Below are 20,853 nucleotides of genomic sequence, written 5' to 3'. Positions count from 1 at the left end.
GTCACTCTTCGTGCGTGTCATGGAGGCGACACGCACGAAGAGTGACCCCGCTCGCACGGTGTGCGGAGGAGGCTACCCCTCGTGCACGATCCGACCGTCGACGACGGTCAGCACGATCGGCACCTCGGACAGCGCGTCGGCATCGGTCGCGACCGGATCGGCGCCCCACACCGTGAGATCGCCGACGGCGCCGATGGCGATGACGCCGCGGTCGGCATGACCTCTCGCCTGCGCCGGCCAGAGCGTGTATGCGAGGAGCGCTTCCTCGCCGGATAGCCGCTGCGACGGCTCGAACACGTTCGCCGAGGCGTCGCCCGGGGTGTGCCGGCCGCGCGCCCACGCCATGCCGACGCGCGGGTCGTACTGCGCCACGGGCCAGTCGGAACCCAGCACGAGTCTCGCCCCCGCGTCGAGCACATCGCGCACGCGGTACCCGGTGTGGCTCCGATCCTCGCCCAGCCGCTTCGCCCACGTGTCGCTGTGGTCGGAGGATCGCCACTGCATGTGCAGCGGCTGCATCGAGGCGGTCACCCCGCTGCCGCGCAATTGCTCGACGTCCCCGTCGGAGAGCACTTCGAGATGCTCGATGGAGTGGAACGGCAGGCCGTCACGCGCCGGCAGCGCGGCGTACACGTCGAGCACACGGCTGACGGCGAAGTCGCCGACGGCGTGCGTCGCGATGAGCATGCCGGCGTCGTGATAGGCGCGCACGACGTCGCCGTAGCGCTCCCACGACGGCCAGAACGCGGCGCGCCCGTCGCCGCACGAGTCGGGCTCGTGCAGCCACGCGGTCCCCGTATCGATGACGCCGTCGCTGAAGAGCTTGATGGCACCGGTCTGCCAGAGGCGGCCGGAGCGATCCTTCTCCGAGATGACGCGCGCCACGTCGGCGTCGGTGTCGCCGACGGCGTGCCAGTGGTGCACCGTCAGGCGGTGATCCAGCTCGCCCCGCTCCTCGAGCTCTTCGAGCAGGTCGACCGTGGCATCCTTACCGTCCATGATCGCGCCGCCGGTGAGCCCCACGGCCGCGAGCCGACGGAACATGTCGCGCAGGCCGTCTCGCGCATCGTCGTGCGACGGCTGCGGCGCGGCATCGAACACGAGATTGTAGGCCGTCGGCTCGCGCAGCTCCCCGGTCGGAACCCCGACTTCGTCGACGACGATCTCACTCGCGTCCTCGAAGTCCCGGGAACCCGTGATGCCCGCCGCGGCGAGCGCGGGGGCGGTCGCGAGCCCGGTGTGCAAGTCGTAGCAGATGAGCGCGACCGGTCGTCCGGGCGCGGCGTCGGCGAGCAGATCGCCGCGCAGCCCGGTGTGCTCGAAGGCCTCGTACTCGAGGTTCCAGCCCCGCAGCCAGGCGTCCTCCGGGAGACGCGCGTGCTCAGCGGCGAGCGCAGCGCGCAGCTCGTCGATCGTCTCGAGTCCGCCGAGATCGAGCCCGGCGGTCACCGATGCCGCCCAGTGCGGATGGGTGTGCGAGTCGAACAGGCCGGGCGTCACGGTGGCACCGCCGAGATCGCGGGTCGGTATCGCGAACTGCGCGGCGGCATCGGCGATCTCGGCGTCGGTGCCGACGAGTTCGATGCGGCCGGCGCGGATGAGGATCGCGGTCGCGTCGCTGGCCTCTCCGGTGTTGCTGCGCAGGGTCGCGCCGATCAGCGCGAGGTCGCCTCCTGAATGCTCCATAGTGCTCCGTGCTCCGTTCTCGGTTGCGGTCGATGGGTGGTGTGGCTGGCGATGCGCCGGCAGAGCGGTCAGTGCCTGCCGATCGGGCTGTAGTGTCGGCGCGGCGCAGTCGCCGTGCCGAACCGTGCGGGATCCCAGTGCCGGTCGAATTCCGCGTCCGTCGGTTCGCCGGCTACGAGTGCCGCGAGGTACTCCCCCATGAACGCAGCGTACTTGAACCCCTCGCCGGAATCGCCGCAGGCGAGCACGACGGACGGGTGGATGCGGCCGATGATGAAGTCTCCGTCTCCCGAGTCGGTCCAGGTGCACACCTGGGTTCCGAGCACCTGGGGCACGATGGACGTGAGATCGCGTGCGACCCGTGCTCGGATCGTCTCGGTGCGGGCGGGGTCTGGGCGCCGATCGAGATCGTCGCCCAGCGTCCCTCCCGCAAGCGGGCGCAAGGGCCGGTCGAGCCCGATCTTGTAGCCGGAGGCGTCGTTCGGCATCGCGTAGATGCCTGCCGAGTCGGGTCCGTGCTCCGCGGGGGTCTCCGGCGGGCAGTCGACGAGACCCGGAAGGTCGGGAGCGGGCGGCGCGCCAACTGGGTCGCCCACATAGACGACCTGCTCGATGTAGGGCGTGAGCGGCAGCGCGATGCCGAGCCCGGGCAGCAGTTCGGCTGTTCCCGGCCCGGCTGCGACGAGCACTTGATCAGCGGAGCGGCGTTCTCCGCGCTCGAACCGCACCGTGGCCGAGGCGTCTCCCGGCTCGATCGCCGTGACGCGGGTGTGCGGCAGGTAGGTGCCCCCGGCCTCGATGAACGCTTCGAGGCCGCGCTGGAGCAGACGATGGATGTGCACGACGCCCGCCTGCTCGACGTAGAGCGCGTCTCGTCCATCGGATCGCAGACCGGCGAACGCCTCTCCGACGCGGTCGGCCGAGATGCGTTCCACGGGTTCGCCGATCGCGGTGAGCGACTCGGCCACGGCCGGCAGTGAGGCGTCATCTCGCCACAGCAGACCGGTGCGGCGGTACACGGGTTCCTGCAACCGTTCGCTCAGGCGGTCCATGGCGTCGAGCGTGCCCCGCAGCGACCGAGCGCGCCATGGCTGCGTGTCTGCGAGGCGCCACAGCCGCGTGCTGCCGCCGTTCGACGCCGACGGGCCGCCCGGTTCGAAGCGCTCGACGAGGGTGACGTCCCACCCGCGATCCTGCAGGTCGAGCGCCGCGGGGAGCCCCCAGGCCCCCGCCCCGACCACGATCGCGGATCTGCGACCCGTGCGCGTCGCCATCCGGTCAGTCCGCGATCGTCGTGAAGTGCTTGCGCAACGGCTCGTGCACGCGCCACACCCCGACCCAGCCAGACGGCATCACCATGACGTCGCCCGGCCCGAATTCCTCCGGCTCGTGGCCTGCGACGTCGATGGTCACGCGACCCGAGAGGATGGTGCAGATCTCGGTGTACCCGAGTCGCTCGGCGGTGAAATCACCGACGGTGCACTCCCACAGTCCGGTCGAGATGCGCCCGTCGTCCCAGACCTCCGTCGAGGCCTCGGTCTGGCCGGGCGTGAGCGCGGTCGGTTTCGGTCCGTGCGGGCCGAGCACGAGCGCGTCGGTGCCGTGCGCTGAGTACGTGCGGACAGTGCTGGTGGTGCTCATGGATGATGCTCCAAACGTGTGCTGCGTCAGTGCCGGCCGGTGACGACGTCGGCGATGTGGGCGATGGGCGAGGTCTGCTTGCGGCCTGCGAGTTCCGAGCGGTCGGCGAGTCCGTACGCCGCGTACAGCCCCTTGGTCGCGAGCCAGCGCAACGGCTCCGGCTCCCACTTGCGCACGCGGTGATTGACCCACGGAAGCCCCGTGATCTCGCTGTCGTTGCCGAGAATCAGGTCGGCGATCGTGCGCCCCGCGAGGTTCGTCGAGGTGACTCCGGTGCCGACGTAGCCGCCGCCCCAGGCGATCCCCGTCGAGCGGTCGAGCCCGACCGTGGCCGCCCAGTCGCGCGGCACCCCCAGAACCCCCGACCACACGTGGTCGATCGCCGCCCCGCGCGTCAGCGGGAAGAAGCGGTGCAGGATCTCGCTGAGCGTCTCCACCGTCACCTCGGGCGTGCGGCCATCCGTGTCGGTCTTCGACCCGTACTGATAGGGGACCCCGCGCCCGCCGATCGCGATGCGGTCGTCTGCGGTGCGCTGGGCGTACATGTAGACGTGCGCGAAATCGCCGAGCACCTCGCCCTGGTTCCAGCGCAACTCGTCCCAGACCTCGGCGCTGAGCGGTTCGGTCGCGATCAGCGACGAATTCATGGGCAGCCAGAGCCGGTGCAGGCCCTTGAGGTTCGCAGTGAAGCCCTCGGTCGCGCGCACCACGTATTCCGCGGAGACCGTGCCGTGCGTCGTGTGCACCCGGTGCGGAGCGATCTCGACGACGCGGGTGCGCTCGTAGATCTCCACACCGAGGCGCTCTGCGGCGGCCGCGAGACCGGCGACGAGCTTGGCGGGCTGGATACGGGCCGCGTGGGGATGCCAGACGGCTCCCAGCGTGTGGGCGACGTTGATCTTGGCCTGCGCCTCCGGCCGTTCCAGGAGCTCGAGATCAGTGTGCTTCCAGCGCTGCTCGGACGCGGCGAACGCCCGCATCCGGGCCTCCTGCGCCGGGGTGTAGGCGACCCCGAACTCGCCGCCCCGCTTGATGTCGGCGTCGATCCCCTCGGCCTCCGTCACACGGATCACCTCGTCGACCGTCTCGTTCATCGCGCGCTGGAAACGCTCGACGGCGTCACGGCCGTGGGTCTTCTCGTACTGCTCCCGGCCCCCGGTGATGGAGTTCGTGAGCCAACCGCCGTTGCGACCGGATGCGCCGTAGCCGGCGTGCCGCTGCTCGACGACCACGACACGGAGCTCCGGCCGCTGCTGCTTCAGGTAGTACGCGGTCCACAGGCCGGTGTACCCGGCCCCGACGATCGCGACGTCGGCGGTCAGGTTGCCGGGGAGTTCCGCTCGCGGCGTCGGTGCGCCGATCTGCTGCCACCAGTGGGAAACGTTGCCGTTGATCATGAATATCGGTCTTTCTGCCTCGTCGGGCGATGGGGTGCGTGGTGTGGCGGCCGCGGCCGCGGGCGTGTCAGACGGCGAAGACCGAGGCCGCTCCCGGGTTCCAGCTCAGCCAGGCCGACTCGTTCTCTCCGTGCAGCCAATCGAGCCCTCGCGTGCCGCGGACGACACCGGTCGAGCCGTCGGGCAGCACGACCTCGTACTTCCAGCCGGACCCCAGGTAGATCGCCTGGCGCACGGTGACGGGCACCGTCGGGTGACCCGCGCTCGCGCCGTCGGGCGTCGCGTGGAGCTCGCCGTGCTCGGGGCGCACCACGGTGATGTTCCGCCCATCGTCGCTCACGACCTTCGTGGATTCGCCGATGAAGCCGGCGACGAAGAGTGACGCCGGGCGCTCGTACAGATCCTCGGACGTGCCGACCTGCTCGATCCGCCCCTCGTTGAACACGGCGATGCGATCGGAGAGGGTGAGCGCCTCCTCCTGGTCGTGGGTGACGAAGACGAAGGTGCGCCCGACCTCGCGGTGCACGCGGCGCAGTTCGAGCTGGAGGCGCTCCCGCAACTGCTTGTCGAGCGCGCCGAGCGGCTCGTCGAGCAGGAGCACTTTCGGTTCGAAGACGAGCGCTCGCGCGAGTGCGACGCGCTGCTGCTGACCTCCCGAGAGCTCCTTGGGATGGCGATCCTCATACCCCTCGAGACCGGCGGTGACGAGCGCCGCTCGAGCGCGCTCTGCCGCATCGGCCCGAGCCACCTTGCGCTGCTTGAGCGGGAAGAGCACGTTGTCGAGCACGGAGAGGTGCGGGAAGAGCGCGTAGTGCTGGAACACGATACCGAGTCCCCGCTTGTGCACCGGCACATCGTCCATGCGGCGACCGTCGATCTCGACATAGCCCTCGGTGAGATCGGTGAACCCGGCGATGAGGTTGAGGGTCGTCGTCTTCCCGGATCCCGACGGGCCGAGGAAGGTCATGAACTCGCCGGCCTCGACTCTGAGCGAGACGTCGTCGAGGGCGATGGACTTCGGATAGTGCTTCGAGACCCCTGCGAGCAGGATCTCGGCACCGCGCTGGTTACGCTCGTCGGGCACGATTTTTCCTTCCGGTCAGCACCAGCGCGCCGATGACGAGCACGGTGGTGAACACGAGAATGACGGTCGCGGCTGCGGCGAGCGTCGGGTCGGTATCGCGAGTGACACTCGCGTACATGAGCACAGGGAGGGTGTTGAGGTACGGACTCTTGATGAACAGCGAGAGCACGACCTCGTCGAACGACGTCACGAACGCGAAGAGCGCCCCCGAGACGATGCCGGGGATGATGTTCGGCAGCGTCACCGTGAGGAAGGTCTTCAGCCGGCTCGCGCCGAGGCTGAGCGCCGCCAGTTCGAGTCGATCGTCGAAGCCGGCAAAACCAGCGGTGATCGCGATGACGGTGAACGGCAGCGCGAGCACCGTGTGGGCGAGCACGAACCCGACGACCGTGCCGACGAGCCCGAGCTTCAAGAAGACGGCGTAGATGCCGATGGCGACGACGATGCCGGGCACGACCATGGGCGCGAGCAGACCGATGCGAAGCGTCGTCGACATCCGCTTGTTCGTCAGCGCCCGCAGCCCGAGAGCCGCGAGGAGGCCGAGCACGGTTGCGAGCAGCGCGACCAGCAGACCGACGAGCAGCGAGTTCGAGAGCGCGGAAGTCCAGGCGCGGTTCGAGAAGAACGACTCGTACCACTGCAGCGACCACGTCTCCGGGGGGAAGGCGAAGGACGCCTTGCCCGTGAAACTCAGTGGAATCACGACCAGGGTGGGCGCGATGAGCCAGAATGCGACGAGCACGCTGAACGCCCAGAGCACCACGCGGGTGACAGGGTGGATCTTGATCATCAGAACACCTCCACGGCAAGGCCTTTACGGCGTGCTGAGCGCACGATGAGTCCCACGATCGCGAGGAGGAGGAACGTCGCGACCAGCAGGATCACGCCGAGCGCACCGCCTCTGCCCCATTCGAGCAGGCTGCTCACCTGCGCGTAGATGGCTTGCGCGAGCATGCTGTCGGACGGCGAGCCGAGCAGGGCCGGGGTGACGTAGAACCCGAGCGACTGGATGAACACCATCAGCGAACCCGCGGCGATACCCGGGATCGAGAGCGGCAGGAAGACCCGGAGGAAGGCGATCGACGGGCGGGCGCCCAGTGAGCGCGCTGCGGTGACGAGCCTGCCGTCGATCCCGCTCATGACCGCGTAGAGCGGCAGCACCATGAACGGCATCAGCACCTGGCTCAAGCCGATCAGCACGCCCGTGTTGCTCCGGAGCAGCTGGAAGGGCCCGAGACCCAGGAACTCGAAGAACGAGTTCACGACGCCCGAATCCTGCAGCAGCACGATCCACGCGAACGTGCGGATCATCAGCGACGTCCAGAACGGAATCAGCGAGATGACGACGAGTACGACGCGGGCGCGCGGCCCGACCACCGTCATCAGGAAGGCGTACGGATACGCGAGCAGCAGGCAGATGACGGTCGCGAGGAACGCGTTGCCGAACGTGCGGCCGAGGATCTCGAGGTTCTGGGGGTTCTGCAACGCCCAGGTGTAGTTGCCGAAGCCGAGCTCGGGCTCGGTGACGCTGCGCCACATGCTCTCGAACACCGGATACGCGAAGACTCCGACGAGCAGGGCGTAGGCGGGGAGCAGGAGCAGGAGCGCCCGGGCGGGTGCGCGCCGCGAGGTGTTCGCGGCGCGCACCACGGGGAGATTCGTGGTGGTCACGGGGTATCAGCTCATCCCTGCAGCCACGCCATCCAGCGCTCGAGCTCCGCGTCGTAGTTCTCCGCCCACCAGGCCGCGTCGGTCGGGACCATCTGGTCGGCGATCGCGGGGTCGGTGACGAGGAACTCCTGTCCGAGTTCGTCGAGCGCGGGCTGCGCCTCATCGTGGACGGGCGAGTAGGAGGTGAGCTCGGTGAGCTTCTCCTGCTGCTCCTTGCCCAGGTAGTAGTTGAGGAAGGCCATCGCAGCGTCGGGGTTCGCCGCGCCCTTCGGCACGCCGAGCGCCTCGACGATCTGCAGCGACTCGTTCCAGATCGGCTTGTAGTTCGCGCCGTTCTCGACGGCCGCGTAGCCGCGACCCGACCAGACGAGCGCCATGTCGGCTTCACCGGACTCGATCATCTGCTGCGACTCGGCTCCGGTCTTCCAGTAGATGAGATCGTCGCGGATCGTGTCGATCCGGTCGTACGCCCGGTCCATGTCGAGCGGGTACAGCTCGTCGGCCGCGACGCCGTCGGCGAGCAGTGCGCCCTCGTAGACCCCGGGTCCGACATCCTCGAAGCCCGCGATGGCGCGCTTGCCGGGGAACGCCTCGGTGTCGAAGAAGTCCTTCCACCCGGTCGGTGCCGTCGGGTATGCGTCGGCGTTGTAGAGGATGACGTAGCCGTACTGCATCGCTGGAACGTAGCAGTCGCCGACCAGGCCCTCCGGCACGTGGGAGGTGTCGACGATCGACGTGTCGATGTCCATCAGCAGGCCGTCTTCACCGCACTGCTTCTGCGCCCAGATGATGTCGGTGTCGACGACGTCCCACGTCACGGCGTTGTTGTCGACCTGCGCCTTCACCTTCGCGTACTCGGTGGGCCCGTCCTCGAGCACATTCGCGCCCGACTCCTCGGCGAACGGCGTGCCGATGGCCTCCATCTGGCCCTCCTGGAACACGCCGCCCCAGGAGACGAAGGTGAGGTTCAGTCCGTCGAGCGCGCCCTCCTTCACGACACCGGCTTCCGCCGGGCCGCTGCCCAGGTCGATCTCCGCGGCGGGTCCTGCTGCCGAGCAGCCGGCGAGCAGCGCTCCGGCCCCCAGGAGTGCCAGGCCCGACGTCAGTGTGCGGGCGGTTCGTCTCTTCATGATGCGTCCTCTCCATTGATGGTCAAACATGATGCGATGGCGGGTTCGGTCAGCCGACGTGGACGTCTTCGACCGGAGTCGGCGGGCTGTTGATCCACATCACGCTCGCGGGTGCGTCCGATTCGTTCGCCACCCGGTGCGGCACCGAGCTCAGGAACTCGATCGAGTCGTCGGTGCGCAGCGTGTAACGGTCGTCGCCGAGCTGGAGCATGATCTCGCCCATCGTCACGACGAGCATCTCCTGCGATTGCCCGTGCGTGTAGAGATCGGATCCGGTCGAGCCTCCGGGCTCGAAGTGCCCGGCGTACACCTCGAGATTGCGCAGCGGCGGCAGCGACAGCACGTACTTGTCGGCCCCCTCGAGTGGCAGCGTCGGCCGATCGGCAGCGCGAAGCACGCCCCTCGTGTGCACGAGCTTGTCGTCGAGCAGCTGCGCGGGCGAGACGCCGAGCGCGACGGCGATCTTGCGCAGCGATGCGACGCTCGCATTCGTGCGGGCGTTCTCGAGCTGGCTCAAGAAACTCGAGCTCACGCCCGCGGCTGCGGCGAGCGCGCGCAGGCTCATGCCGCGCACCTCGCGAAGCGCGGCCACCCGGCGTCCGAGTTCCAGCGCATCATCTGCCGACATGGGTTCCTCCTCGAACCGCTGTACCGCACGAGTGCGGATACTGAACAAAGTGTTCAGTGGATGTAGACCCACCGTACAGTTGCCGCTTCGATCCCGCAATGAGCGATACGTGTTCGTGACCTTTCCTCTCGAAGCTCCCGCACGAGATCATGGTGGTCGGGCGCTCACACAGGATCCGCGCCGAAGTGAAATCGGCGCGGATCCTGCGTATTATTACGGGGTCTGCCACAAGCGGGCACGCCCGACGTCGCGCACTGAGCCCGATCCGGGTTTGAGTTGCTCGCACACACGCAATCCTTTTCGAAAGCCGCACTGTGTCAGCCACCACTTCCCTCCCATCGACTCAGCCTCGCAACTCGCGCTCGCGCGTGATTCTCGCGAGCCTCGTCGGCACGACCATCGAGTTCTACGACTTCTACGTCTACGCGACTGCAGCCGTGCTCGTCTTCCCTCACCTCTTCTTCCCCTCTGAGAACGAGACGACCGCGCTGCTCGCGTCGTTCGCGACCTTCGGCGCTGCCATGCTCGCGCGACCCGTCGGCGCGATCTTCTTCGGCCATCTCGGCGATCGCCTCGGCCGCAAGACCACGCTCGTCGCCTCGCTCCTCACGATGGGCATCGCGACCTTCGCGATCGGCCTGTTGCCGACGCATTCGCAGATCGGCGTGTGGGCGGCCGTGCTGCTGCTCGTCATGCGACTCGCGCAGGGCTTCGCACTCGGCGGAGAGTGGTCCGGCGCCGCGCTCGTCGCAACCGAGAACGCTCCGGCTGGCAAGCGCGCCTGGTACGGCACGTTCCCGCAGCTCGGCGCCCCCATCGGCTTCATCATCGCGAACATGCTCTTCTACGTGATCAACCACCTGCTGGCCGATCCGGCGAACCCGGGTCAGCCCTCGGCCGCCTTCCTCGAATGGGGATGGCGCATCCCGTTCCTCTTCTCAGCGCTGATGGTGATCGTCGGCCTCTGGGTGCGTCTCAAGCTCGTCGAGTCGCACGCCTTCGAGCAGGCCAAGCAGTCGGGCGGAGTGAAGCGCATGCCGATCGCGGAAGCGTTCCGGTTCCACTGGAAGGGTCTGATCCTCGGCACCTTCGCCATGCTCGCGACGTACGTGCTGTTCTACCTCATGACCTCGTACACGCTCACGTACGGAACGCGTCCGACCGACGCGGAGGTGCCCGGGGCCGGCTACACGTACAACGCCTTCATCCTGATGCTGGTCTTCGGCGTCGTGTTCTTCGGCATCTTCACGCTCGTCTCCGGCCCGCTCGCCGATCGCTTCGGCCGCCGCAAGACCCTGCTCGTCGTGACCGGCGCGATCGTCCTGTTCGGTCTGCTCTTCGTGCCGATGCTCGGCGGCGGCAGCACACCGATGGTGATGTTCTTCCTCGCGCTCGGCTTCACGCTCATGGGCCTGACGTTCGGACCGATGGGCGCGTTCCTCCCCGAGATGTTCCCGACGAACGTGCGCTACACCGGCTCGGCCGTGGCGTACAACGTCTCGTCCATTCTCGGCGCCGCGCTCGCTCCGATCATCGCCGTGTGGCTCTGGGGCCTCGCCGACGGCAGTCCGCTGCTCGTCGGCCTGTACCTCTCAGGTGCCGGCCTCGTGACGTTCGTGTCCCTGCTGCTCACGAAGGAGACGAAGGACGTCGACATCGACGCCTGACGCTCGCTCGTCGACGCCCGCGCGCACCCGGTTTCCCGAGTGCGCGCGGGCGTTCGTCGTTGCACACCGAATCTGTCGACTGTACAGTGAGCAGCAAGAGACTGAACACGCCGTTCAGTGGTCCAGCGCATAGCGGGTTCAAGGAGGAACAGGGAATGGACATCGTCATCATCGGGGCTGGCCTCGCGGGCCTCACCGCCTCCTGGGAGCTCGAGAAACTGGGCCACCGATGCACCGTGCTCGAGGCTAAGAATCGTGTTGGCGGGCGCACATGGTCGCAGCGCCTGGGAAACGGCGAGATCACAGAGCGCGGCGGCGAGTACATATTCCCCACCGAGTACCCCATCCGCCGTCTTGCCGCAGAGATCGGCGTGCCCATCCTCTCGCACAACGTGCGGTACGGTCGTCGAACGGTCAACGGACGCGTTATCACCTTCGCCGAACTCGGCGACACCGTCGCACGGGTATCGTCCACGCTCAGAAGCATGATCGATGATGGAGAATCACGCGTATCCCTCGAGCGGGCTTTTGCCGAAGCACTGGGAGCGGGCTACCGATTAGACCCCGTCTACCGCCGCACGACGACGTCGGCGGCGGCCGACCCGAATCTCATCAGCGCAGAAGCGGTGCTGCTGCGCGAATCGTCGACCGCTGATGGCTATGTCGAAGACGGCGGCCGCCTTGTCGGCGGCAACCAGAGCCTGTCCATCGAAATCGCCCGCCGTATGGGCGATCGAGTTCGTCTGGAGCATCCCATCTCTGCTCTTGATCAGTCCGCAACAGGCGTGCAGGTCACGCTGACAGATGGCCGGGTCATCGACGCCGATGCTGCGGTACTTGCTGTGCCGCTCCCAGTCCTGCGCGAACTCAGCCTCGGTTTCGCTCTTCCAGACGCGCAGCAGCGAGCCATCGACCATCGGTTCATGGCTGTCGCAGCGAAGCTCGGCGTTCCGACCAGCCGAGCGGGCACCGACAACGCACTGCAGAATCCATACCACACCTGGTGGTCATGGCGATCGTTGTCTTCGGACGGCGAGCACCGAATCAACGCACTCTCGTCCTTCGCAGGCGGCCCGTTCGCGCTCGAAGCGCTCAATGTCGCTTCGGGTCCGGACGGTTGGGTGCGTGCGCTGCAGCAGATGCGGCCCGAGCTTGAGATCGACGGGGAGGTGCTTCTCACAACGTGGGAGGACGACCCGTTCACTCGCGGGTCCTACACCGCCGCCGGCCTTGACTGGGAAGCGGCCGATGCGAAGGCCTTCCACCGCACCGCCGGGCGCGTCGCGATCGCTGGCGAGCATACGGGTGTTGCTCAGTCACTCTCTGGAGCCGTTGCCTCAGGGTACCGAGCCGCAGCCGCACTGCATCAGCACTTATCGGTCTGAGTCGTTACCGCTCGCAGGTGCAGAGCTGATCCTTCTCGAACCCGGCGAGCGCCTCTTCGACGTGCAGTCCGCACCCGGTCCACGTCACTTTGTTGCACGTGGAACAACGAACCGGTGAGCACATAGGACTTTCCCCTCGACGCAGGCGCATTCGCAGTTCGAACGCGCACACCATCATCGCACGGCGGCATGGCTCCAGCCCGAGAGTGGTAGCTTGAAACGGGCATGACCAGGGGAAGGGAGACGCCGCGATGGCATCATCCGAAACACACTCTCCGCGGAGGGCGCGCGCAGCCGATGCTGCGCGGAATGCGGGCGACGACGAGAAGCTGACGACCGCCGACCTGGAAACGATGATCGCCGAGGCGACGGCCTGGGCGGACGCCGACATCGACGCGAGCACGCGCGCCGAGGCCCGAGCGCTGATCGAGCGAGCAAGGCGCGGTGACGAAGCGGCCATCGGCGAGCTGTCGGCGTCCTTCGGTGGCCGTCTCGCGTTCGGCACGGCGGGCCTGCGCGGGCGGATCGGCGCCGGCCCGATGCGCATGAACCGCGTCGTGGTGTCGCAGACCACCGCCGGCTTCGCCGCATACCTCTGGGAAGCGGCGAAGCGACGTGCGTCCCGCGATGCACCCTCCGTGGTGATCGGATACGACGGGCGCATCGGCTCCGCGACGTTCGCGCGCGACGCGGCCGAGGTCATGAGCGGTGCGGGCATCTCGGCATACCTGCTCCCCGAAGCGGGCCCGACTCCGCTCACCGCCTTCGCCGTCCGGCACCTCGATGTGTCGGCGGGCATCATGATCACTGCGAGCCATAATCCCCCGCGCGACAACGGGTACAAGGTGTATCTCGGCGATGAGGACGCGGGCTCTCAGATCGCTCCTCCGACGGACGCCGCGATCGCCGCTCACATCGAACGCATCGCCGCCACCCCGGTGGGGCAGATTCCGCGTGCGCACGGGTACTCGGTGCTGGGCGGCGGTGTCGCCGACGCCTACGTGTCGGAGACGTCGGCCGCCGTGCTCGCCGGTCTGCCGGAGCGACTCGACGCCCCAGGCGTGTCCATCGGCACCGACACCGATATCCGCGTCGTCTACACCGCCATGCACGGGGTGGGGGCCGACCTCGCCCAGCGCGTCTTCCGCTCCTCAGGCCTCCCCCGAGTGATCCCCGTGCGGGAGCAGCTGCTGCCCGACGGCCACTTCCCCACCGTCGACTTCCCGAACCCAGAGGAGCCGGGCGCACTCGACCTCGCATACCGAACGGCGCGCGCCGTCGACGCCGACCTCATCGTGGCTCATGATCCCGACGCGGATCGCCTCGCCCTCGCAGCCCCGCACGATGCCGAGGCATCGGGCTATCGGCGTCTCACGGGCAATGAGCTCGGCCTGCTGCTGGGCTGGCGCGCAGCGGAGCGGGCCGTTGCACGCGCGAAGCAGCGCCAGGTGGCCGTGAGCGGTGCCCTGGCGTGCACCATCGTCTCCTCCCCTGCGCTCCGTGCCGTCGCCGAGGCGTATGGCTTCACGTATGCGGAGACGCTCTCTGGCTTCAAATGGGTATCGCGCGTACCGGGCCTGGTCTTCGGATTCGAAGAGGCGCTCGGCTATCTCATCCATCCGGCGGTCGTGCGCGACAAGGATGGGATCTCGGCGAGCGCCGATGCCGTTGCCATGGTTCGGGAGCTCGCCTCGCAGGGACGCACGATCTGGGACCGTCTCGACGAGGCGAGCGAGCGCTTCGGTCATTTCGCGAGCGGCCAGGTGACGCTCCGGCTGCCGTCGATGCCCGCGGCCTCCGCGCTGTCGGCTCGCGTGCGGGAGGACCCGCCCCGGGAACTCGGCGCGTCGCCGGTCGTCGAGACCCGCGACCTGCTCGTGCCCGGCGCAGCTGAGGTTCCCGCCGATGTGCTTCGCTACGACCTCGCGAACGGTTCGAGGGTCATGATTCGGCCGAGCGGCACCGAGCCCAAGCTGAAGGTGTACCTCGATACGTTCAGCGACGTGGGCTCCGCCGCAGAGCGACGCGCGGCGGCAGAGCACTCCCTGGGCGACCTCGAACGCTCGGTTCGCGAGTATCTGGAGGGATTGCAGACGGGAGCGCAGTCGGCATGATCGCACGCTGGACCGAGCGCGACGCGGCGGAGATGCTCCGAGCGCCCGGCCCGCATGACGATAAGTATCGGCGGGGCGTGCTCGGCATGCGCACCGGTGCCGCTCACTATCCGGGTGCCGCTGTGCTCGGTGTGAGCGCCGCGTGGCGCACCGGGGTCGGCATGGTGCGCTATGTTCCGCCCGATGACGAGTCCGCGCCACCGTACGGGCTGCCGACCGCTGCGGCGGCAGTGCTCGAGGCGCGACCCGAGACGGTGATCGGCCCGCCGGTGGGCCGGCCCTGCGATGCCTGGGTCATCGGTTCGGGTACCGATGCGACGTCGCGTTCGGTTGCAGAACTCGCCCAATTGCGCGGCCTGCTCGCGGGCGACGCGGCCGTGGTGGTCGATGCGGGAGCACTCGACCTCGTCGTCGACGATTCGGTGCGCGCCGCGCCCCTGATCCTCACGCCCCACGGCGGTGAATTCGAGCGGCTGTGGCGATCCGCGAGGCTCGGTGACCTGCCAGAAGGATGGGATCCGCGCGGCATCGAGCCGGGGCCTCGAGCACGAGCCGCTGCGCAGCTCGCGTCGGCAGTTCGCGCGACGGTGCTGCTGAAGGGATCGGTGACTATCTGCGCCTCCCCCGACGGCTGGGTGCGGCGCTCCGGCCCGGCCACCCCGTGGCTCGCAAGCGCGGGAACGGGTGACGTGCTCGCCGGGCTTCTCGGCGCCCTTGTGGCTGGTCGGAGCGCAGATGCGCGCTCTGATCCCGGCCTCCTGGCGCGCCTCGCGGCCACCGCAGCGGTGCTGCACGATCGCGCGGCACGCCACGCTTCCGGTGATGAATCGGCCGATGGTTCAGGCCGCCCGGTCACAGCCCTCGAGATAGCCGCCGCGATCCCTCACGTGTTGGGGGAGCTCCTCGCTCGACAGGCCTGAGCCCTGCGTCCTCACGCGTCGCAGTCACCGGTCGCAGTCACCGGTCGCAGTCACCGGTCGCAGTCACCCCTCCGCAGTCACCTGTCGGCGATGATACGACCCGCGACGAGCGGACGAGGATCCGGAACGGTACTCCCGAGCTCGACCGCACCGCGGAGCACTTCGAGACCGCGAGCCATCCTTCCCGCATGGTCGCACCCAGCGATGAAGAGCGCATCGCCCGCGACGACCCGGTCGCCGGGGCGCACGAGCACCTCGACCCCCGCCGCATGATCGACCGGATCGCCGGGCCGAGCTCGCCCCGCGCCGAGCCGCCATGCGCCGACGCCCACCGCGCGGGCGTCCACTCGCTGCACGATCCCGTCCGAGCCTGCCCGCACGACCTCGTGCTCGTGCGCTTCGGGGAGCGTGGCCTGCGGGTCGCCGCCCTGGGCGGCCACGAGCCGCCGCCAGGAGTCCATCGCCCGCCCGTCTCGCAGTGCGGGAGCGGGATCGACGTCGGACATGCCGGCCAACGCGAGCATCTCCCCGGCCAGCGCAAGGGTGAGCTCGACGACATCATCCGGGCCACCCCCGGCGAGCACATCGATCGACTCGCGCACCTCGTTCGCGTTGCCGACGGCGCGCCCCAGGGGCGCATCCATGTCGGTGAGCAGCGCAACCGTCTCGAGCCCGGAGTCGGCGCCCAGGTGCACCATCGTGGTCGCGAGTTCCCGCGCGTCCGGGAGCCCGGGGAGAAACGCACCCGACCCGAACTTCACGTCGAGCACGAGCCCGCCGGCGCCCTCCGCGATCTTCTTGCTCATGATCGACGAGGCGATGAGCGGCACCGCCGCCACCGTGCCCGTGACATCGCGCAGGGCGTACATCTTGCGATCCGCGGGGGCGAGTCCGGAACCGGCGGCGCAGATCACGCCTCCGATATCGGCGAGCATCGCGATCATCTCCTCAGTGCTGAGCGAAGCCCGCCAACCGGGAATGGACTCGAGTTTGTCGAGGGTCCCTCCGGTATGGCCGAGTCCCCGTCCCGAGAGCTGCGGCACTGCGACTCCGAGCGATGCCAGCAACGGGACGAGCGGCAACGTGATCTTGTCGCCGACGCCGCCGGTGGAGTGCTTGTCGATGGCCGGTCGCCCGAGGGCCGTGAAGTCCATTCGCTCGCCGCTCGCGATCATCGCCTCGGTCATGGCTCGAATCTCGTCACGCCCCATGCCCTGGATCACCACGGCCATGAGCAACGCGCTCATCTGCTCTGGAGCGACGACGCCGCGCGTGAACGCGTCGATGAGCCAGGCGATCTCATCAGGATCGAGGGCACGCCCGAACCGCTTGGTCGTGATGAGATCGACGACGTCGTATGGCTCCACCGCGCGCTGCTGCTCCATGTCTCCAGCGTAAACCGCTGTGCGAGAGTTCAGGGCCGGCGATCCGCCGCCGCTCCCTGGCGCGGGCTGATTCAGAGTCGGTGCCGTCGCCTGCGCGCCGCGACTCTGGTGAGGAGTGCGGTGCCGAACGCGCCGATTGCGCTCATGCAGATCAGGGTCTCGGCGAATGAGGCACCGGGGGCCGCGTCGGACGAGCGAGTGCGTTCCGGCACCCCTATCGCAGCATCGATCCACGCTCCGGCGATGGTCACCGCAGCCGCAGCTGGCACTGCCATCAGTCGCAGGTGCCGGGTGATCGGAGAGGCGGTGCGCATCAGTCTGCTCCAGAACGGGATCGAGGGGTGGGCCGGAGATGAGCGCTCGGCTCCCGCCCCGGGGGTCCCTGGGGTTGGGGAGACGGGAACCGAGCTCGGACGTATAACGGGGAGATCGGCGGATCATGACGCTCGCTTGGAGAAAACCTCGAAGAATGTTTCACGTTCGAGATTTGCGCGAGTGCGGCGCATACTAGAAGCGGGGGTTTTCCGCGAAACGGTGGCGCTCGCGCAGCTTTCATTCACAGGGGTAGCCAGATCGTGAGGAGACCCCGAATGCCAGAATCAGCGCACGCGGAGCGTTCCGACGCGGAGTTGCTCGACATCGTCAGAGCGGGCGACACGTCGGCGTTCGCGGTGCTCTGGCAGCGGCACTCTCGAGCTGGTCTCGCGGCTGCTCGGCACTTCGGAACCAGCTCTTCTGCAGAGGACATCGTCTCAGAGGCGTATCTGCGCATCCTCGAGCTCATTCTCGACGGCCGCGGCCCGCACGGGGCCTTCCGGCCGTACATGTACCGAACGGTTCGCACCATCGCCGCAGACGTCTGGCGCCGGCCGGAGGACACGAGCGATGAACTGGAGCGCATTCCCGAGTTCGCCGAGGCCGGCCCCTGGGAAGACTACGCCTTCGACCGGAACGCGGCTGCGCGAGCATTCGAGAGCCTCAATGCGCGGTGGCAGGCCGTGCTCTGGTACACCGAAGTCGAGGGAATGCCTCCGCGCGATGTCGCCAGGATTCTCGGGCTCTCAGCCAACGGCGTCTCGGCGCTCGCGAAACGGGCGCGAGAAGCGCTCCAGTCGGCATGGGTGGAGGCTCACATCGATCGCGAGCTTCGCGATGCAGCATGCGGCACCACGCTCGATCATCTGCAGCGATACCAGCGCGGAAAGCTCACCGCAGCGGCGAGCCGGGCCGTGTCGGCTCACCTCGACACGTGCGAGAGCTGCGCAGGTGTCGCCGCAGAGTACTCCGTCCTCAATCGTCAGCTGGCTCTCGTACTCGTCGGCGTCCTGCTCGGAGGGGGCCCGACGCTCGGCTTCCTGAGCGGTGTGGGCGGGACGACACCCGCCACTGCGGCTGGGTTGGCCGCGGATTCCGCACGGGGCCCGGCAGGGAGCATCCCGCACGGCGCGACTGGCGGGGCGTCGCCAGTCACTCCTGCCGGCGGCGGCTCCGGGTCTGGCGCTGGCGCAGCGGGTACTGCGACCGGCGGCATCCTGAGCGGCCTTTCGGGCACCCTGCTGATCGCCGCGGCCACTGCGGCTGCGATCGTCATCGGCGGCGGAGCGCTCTTCCTGTCGCAGTCCGACGCGCCGAGCACGCCCGCGCTCGCCTCCGAACCGACGAGTGAAGCGGACGGAGCGGGATCGGACGGCGACGTCGAAGACGGATCGGAGCCGGGAACCGGGGACGGCGCCGACCGGTCGAGCAGCGAGTCGGCGGAGGGCGACGCCGGCGCGATGCTCGAGGACCGGTCGAACGACGAGGGCGCAGCAGACACCGAGGCGAACGGTTCGCCGGTCCTCGAAGCGACGCCGGCCGGCACCGATGCCCCTCCGAGCCAGGGACCCGATGCCGACGCGACACCGGGCATCGATATGGGCCCGGGGGCCGAACCGCAGCCGTCTCCGGAGCCGAACCCGCGGCCCGATCCGGCCCCTGAGCCGCAGCCCGAGCCCGGCCCCGATCCAGATCCCGATCCAGATCCCGATCCCGTTCCGCAGGAGACGGGCGATCCGTCGCTGACTCCGTTCGAGCCCCGCTGGGCGCGGTGCGGCGATGGGCGCGTCTACATCGAGGGTCGCTCAGCGCTGTACGGCGCACTCGTCTTCGCGCGCGTGATCGATCATGAGCAGACGAATGAGCACCCTGAGCAGATGCAGGTCCTCGGCGATGCGCGGTGGTACACGAGCACGCCGATCCCTCTGCGAGCACCATCGGTCGGAGACCACACCGCGGCGATCATCGAGATCCAGCTGCGCCTCGCCGACGGGCGAGCGTCTCCGTGGACGCTGTTCCCGCTCGAAGCGAGCAACGAGCTCAGCGGTGCCCCGGCGTACTGCGCGACTCAGTGAACTGATCGTTCGGGAGACCGAGTTCCGGATTGATCCCCGTCACGATCCAGGACGATGTCAGCAGCAGCGTGCGGCAGATGAGATTGAACCAGAGCAGGAGGCCGGCGAACACCGCGAAGGTGGCGAGGAGGGGATTGCTCGTGGCGCCGCCGATGAGCACGCCGCCCAGCGCTTTGAGTCCGAGCATCACGAGGGCGCCGAGGCCGCAGCCGACGATGAGGCGCCACCGCGGCACTCGGACCTCGGCGAGGTAGCGATGCATGGCGACCAGCAGCACGAGATCGAACACATAGACCGCGGCATATCTCAGAACGGTGCCGAGCGTACCCACGAACCAGTTCGCATGATCCGCACCGATCCACGAGAGGAACTGATCGGCCACATTGGAGCTGAGCACGGTGAGCGCCGCTGATACGAGGATCGCGGCGAAGAAGATGATCGCGAGCACGAAGTCCCGCAGTTTCAGCAGTACGGGGTTCCGATAGAGACGCACCTCGAGTCCGAACATGATGCGGATCGACCGGCGCGTGCCCGTGAACCAGTTCAGCGCGACCCACACGAGCACCAACCCCGCGATGCCGCTCGACCAGTCGAAGGCGCGTGCGCTCATCAGCTCGTCGATCGAGACGGCTCCTCCGCTCCCGACGAGCCCGGGAATGAAGAGGTTGATCTGGGCGATCAGCGTTTCGAGCAGTTCCGGCCGGCCCCGCAGCACGATGCCGAAGATGCCGAAGCCCAACCAGAGCGCCGCGAAGACGGCGAAGAGGGCCTGGTAGCTCATGCCTCCGGAGAGCACGATTCCGCCGACGTCGGAGAAGTGCATGTACGTGCGCACGGGTCGCAGCTGCTGGGCCCATCGCCATCGCCGCCTGCCGCGTTCGACGACCTCGGAAACGCGCGTCGCCCCGGAGTCCTCCACTCGTGTGGAGGAACTCCGGGGCGACGTCATTCAGCCACTGTAACCGAGGAGCGAACCTCGGCGTGCCCTACGCGGTCTTCCCGGTGCGGATCGCGGCCTTGACCTCGGCGATGGCCTTGGTGACCTGGATGCCGCGCGGGCACGCATCGGTGCAGTTGAAGGTCGTGCGGCAGCGCCAGACGCCCTCGGTGTCGTTCAGGATGTCGAGTCGCACCTCCGCGTTCTCGTCGCGCGAATCGAAGATGAACCGGTGGGCGTTGACGATGGCGGCGGGGCCGAAGTACTGCCCATCCGTCCAGAACACGGGGCAGCTCGTCGTGCACGCCGCGCAGAGGATGCACTTCGTGGTGTCGTCGAAGCGCTCGCGGTCCTCGATGGTCTGGAGACGCTCCTTGCCGCCCTCGGGAGCCGAACCCGAGACGAGGAACGGCTGCACTTCGCGGTAGGCCGCGAAGAACGGCTCCATGTCGACGATGAGGTCCTTCTCGAGCGGGAGCCCCTTGATGGCCTCGACGTAGATCGGCTTCGAGATGTCGAGGTCCTTGATCAGCGTCTTGCAGGCGAGACGGTTGCGGCCGTTGATCCGCATCGCGTCGGACCCGCAGATGCCGTGCGCGCACGACCGGCGGAACGAGAGCGTGCCGTCCTGATCCCACTTGATGCGGTGCAGAGCGTCGAGGATTCGATCCGTCGGGTACATCTCGACGTCGAAGTCCTCCCAGAACGCCTCGCGACCCGATTCGGGGTCGAATCGGCGGATCAGCAGGGTCACCGTGAAGGGCTTCGGTGCTTCCGGAGCTTCGGCGGTGGGAGCTTCAGCAGTTGCAATGCTCATG

General features: G+C 68.3%; 18 protein-coding genes. 5 read left to right on the top strand and 13 right to left on the bottom strand.

The window, feature by feature from the left end; translation table 11 throughout:
* Positions 1-72 precede the first annotated feature (72 nt).
* The 9 genes from WFH23_RS12630 to WFH23_RS12590 form a co-directional block, all read right to left on the bottom strand.
* The gene (locus WFH23_RS12630) at positions 73-1,686 is read right to left on the bottom strand and encodes an amidohydrolase (protein WP_336662788.1); all 1,614 of its coding nucleotides are present in this window, start codon (positions 1,684-1,686) and stop codon (positions 73-75) included.
* A gap of 68 nt (positions 1,687-1,754) precedes the next feature.
* Positions 1,755-2,960 (bottom strand): NAD(P)/FAD-dependent oxidoreductase, encoded by a 1,206-nt coding sequence (locus tag WFH23_RS12625; RefSeq protein WP_336662787.1) that lies wholly within the window; start codon positions 2,958-2,960, stop codon positions 1,755-1,757.
* A gap of 4 nt (positions 2,961-2,964) precedes the next feature.
* A complete protein-coding gene (locus WFH23_RS12620; protein WP_090146581.1) occupies positions 2,965-3,327 on the bottom strand; it encodes a cupin domain-containing protein in 363 nt (120 codons plus the stop codon).
* A gap of 26 nt (positions 3,328-3,353) precedes the next feature.
* Complete coding sequence (locus WFH23_RS12615; RefSeq protein ID WP_090146579.1) at positions 3,354-4,724, bottom strand: FAD-dependent oxidoreductase; 1,371 nt, start codon at positions 4,722-4,724, stop codon at positions 3,354-3,356.
* Positions 4,725-4,791: 67 nt separating this feature from the next.
* Positions 4,792-5,808, bottom strand: a complete 1,017-nt coding sequence (locus WFH23_RS12610; protein ID WP_090146577.1) for an ATP-binding cassette domain-containing protein — start codon at positions 5,806-5,808, stop codon at positions 4,792-4,794.
* Positions 5,792-6,598, bottom strand: coding sequence for an ABC transporter permease (locus WFH23_RS12605; RefSeq protein ID WP_090146575.1), 807 nt, complete (start codon positions 6,596-6,598; stop codon positions 5,792-5,794). The genes WFH23_RS12610 and WFH23_RS12605 overlap by 17 nt, the downstream gene beginning before the upstream one ends.
* Positions 6,598-7,479 carry an ABC transporter permease subunit gene (locus WFH23_RS12600; RefSeq protein ID WP_090146573.1) on the bottom strand — a complete coding sequence of 294 codons (882 nt, stop codon included), beginning with the start codon at positions 7,477-7,479 and terminating at the stop codon, positions 6,598-6,600. The genes WFH23_RS12605 and WFH23_RS12600 overlap by 1 nt, the downstream gene beginning before the upstream one ends.
* Before the next feature lie 11 nt (positions 7,480-7,490).
* Complete coding sequence (locus WFH23_RS12595; protein ID WP_090146571.1) at positions 7,491-8,609, bottom strand: ABC transporter substrate-binding protein; 1,119 nt, start codon at positions 8,607-8,609, stop codon at positions 7,491-7,493.
* A gap of 49 nt (positions 8,610-8,658) precedes the next feature.
* Entirely contained in the window at positions 8,659-9,237 is a 579-nt protein-coding gene (locus WFH23_RS12590) for a helix-turn-helix domain-containing protein (RefSeq protein WP_090146569.1), read from the bottom strand.
* A 314-nt stretch (positions 9,238-9,551) separates the two neighbouring features.
* Between WFH23_RS12590 and WFH23_RS12585 the strand changes: the two genes are divergently transcribed.
* The 4 genes from WFH23_RS12585 to WFH23_RS12570 all read left to right on the top strand — a co-directional run bounded on the left by WFH23_RS12585 (position 9,552) and on the right by WFH23_RS12570 (position 15,323).
* The gene (locus WFH23_RS12585; protein ID WP_336662783.1) at positions 9,552-10,904 is read left to right on the top strand and encodes an MFS transporter; all 1,353 of its coding nucleotides are present in this window, start codon (positions 9,552-9,554) and stop codon (positions 10,902-10,904) included.
* A 155-nt stretch (positions 10,905-11,059) separates the two neighbouring features.
* Positions 11,060-12,289, top strand: coding sequence for a flavin monoamine oxidase family protein (locus WFH23_RS12580; RefSeq protein WP_336662781.1), 1,230 nt, complete (start codon positions 11,060-11,062; stop codon positions 12,287-12,289).
* Between the two features lie 353 nt (positions 12,290-12,642).
* Positions 12,643-14,403: a phospho-sugar mutase gene (locus WFH23_RS12575; protein WP_200331071.1), complete on the top strand. Its 1,761-nt coding sequence runs from the start codon at positions 12,643-12,645 to the stop codon at positions 14,401-14,403.
* On the top strand, positions 14,400-15,323 hold the full coding sequence (locus WFH23_RS12570) for an ADP-dependent NAD(P)H-hydrate dehydratase (protein ID WP_336662779.1): 924 nt from the start codon (positions 14,400-14,402) through the stop codon (positions 15,321-15,323). The genes WFH23_RS12575 and WFH23_RS12570 overlap by 4 nt, the downstream gene beginning before the upstream one ends.
* 77 nt (positions 15,324-15,400) lie before the next feature.
* Here WFH23_RS12570 and WFH23_RS12565 read toward each other — a convergent pair whose 3' ends face one another.
* A complete protein-coding gene (locus tag WFH23_RS12565; protein WP_336662778.1) occupies positions 15,401-16,708 on the bottom strand; it encodes a thymidine phosphorylase in 1,308 nt (435 codons plus the stop codon).
* 71 nt (positions 16,709-16,779) lie between these two features.
* Positions 16,780-17,022: a hypothetical protein gene (locus WFH23_RS12560; RefSeq protein WP_336662776.1), complete on the bottom strand. Its 243-nt coding sequence runs from the start codon at positions 17,020-17,022 to the stop codon at positions 16,780-16,782.
* A 276-nt stretch (positions 17,023-17,298) separates the two neighbouring features.
* Between WFH23_RS12560 and WFH23_RS12555 the strand changes: the two genes are divergently transcribed.
* Positions 17,299-19,098, top strand: coding sequence for a sigma-70 family RNA polymerase sigma factor (locus WFH23_RS12555; protein WP_336662774.1), 1,800 nt, complete (start codon positions 17,299-17,301; stop codon positions 19,096-19,098).
* Here the strand turns inward: WFH23_RS12555 and WFH23_RS12550 are convergent.
* Positions 19,064-20,047, bottom strand: coding sequence for a YhjD/YihY/BrkB family envelope integrity protein (locus WFH23_RS12550; RefSeq protein WP_090146547.1), 984 nt, complete (start codon positions 20,045-20,047; stop codon positions 19,064-19,066). The two genes, WFH23_RS12555 and WFH23_RS12550, sit on opposite strands and share 35 nt — an antisense overlap.
* A 37-nt stretch (positions 20,048-20,084) precedes the next feature.
* On the bottom strand, positions 20,085-20,852 hold the full coding sequence (locus WFH23_RS12545) for a succinate dehydrogenase iron-sulfur subunit (RefSeq protein ID WP_090146545.1): 768 nt from the start codon (positions 20,850-20,852) through the stop codon (positions 20,085-20,087).
* Position 20,853: the final 1 nt, after the last annotated feature.

The organism is Leucobacter sp. USHLN154 (assembly GCF_037145595.1).
In the GTDB taxonomy this organism is placed as follows: domain Bacteria; phylum Actinomycetota; class Actinomycetes; order Actinomycetales; family Microbacteriaceae; genus Leucobacter; species Leucobacter alluvii.
The sequence above is the reverse complement of the archived record's forward strand: the minus strand, read 5'-3'. Positions and strand labels throughout refer to the sequence as shown.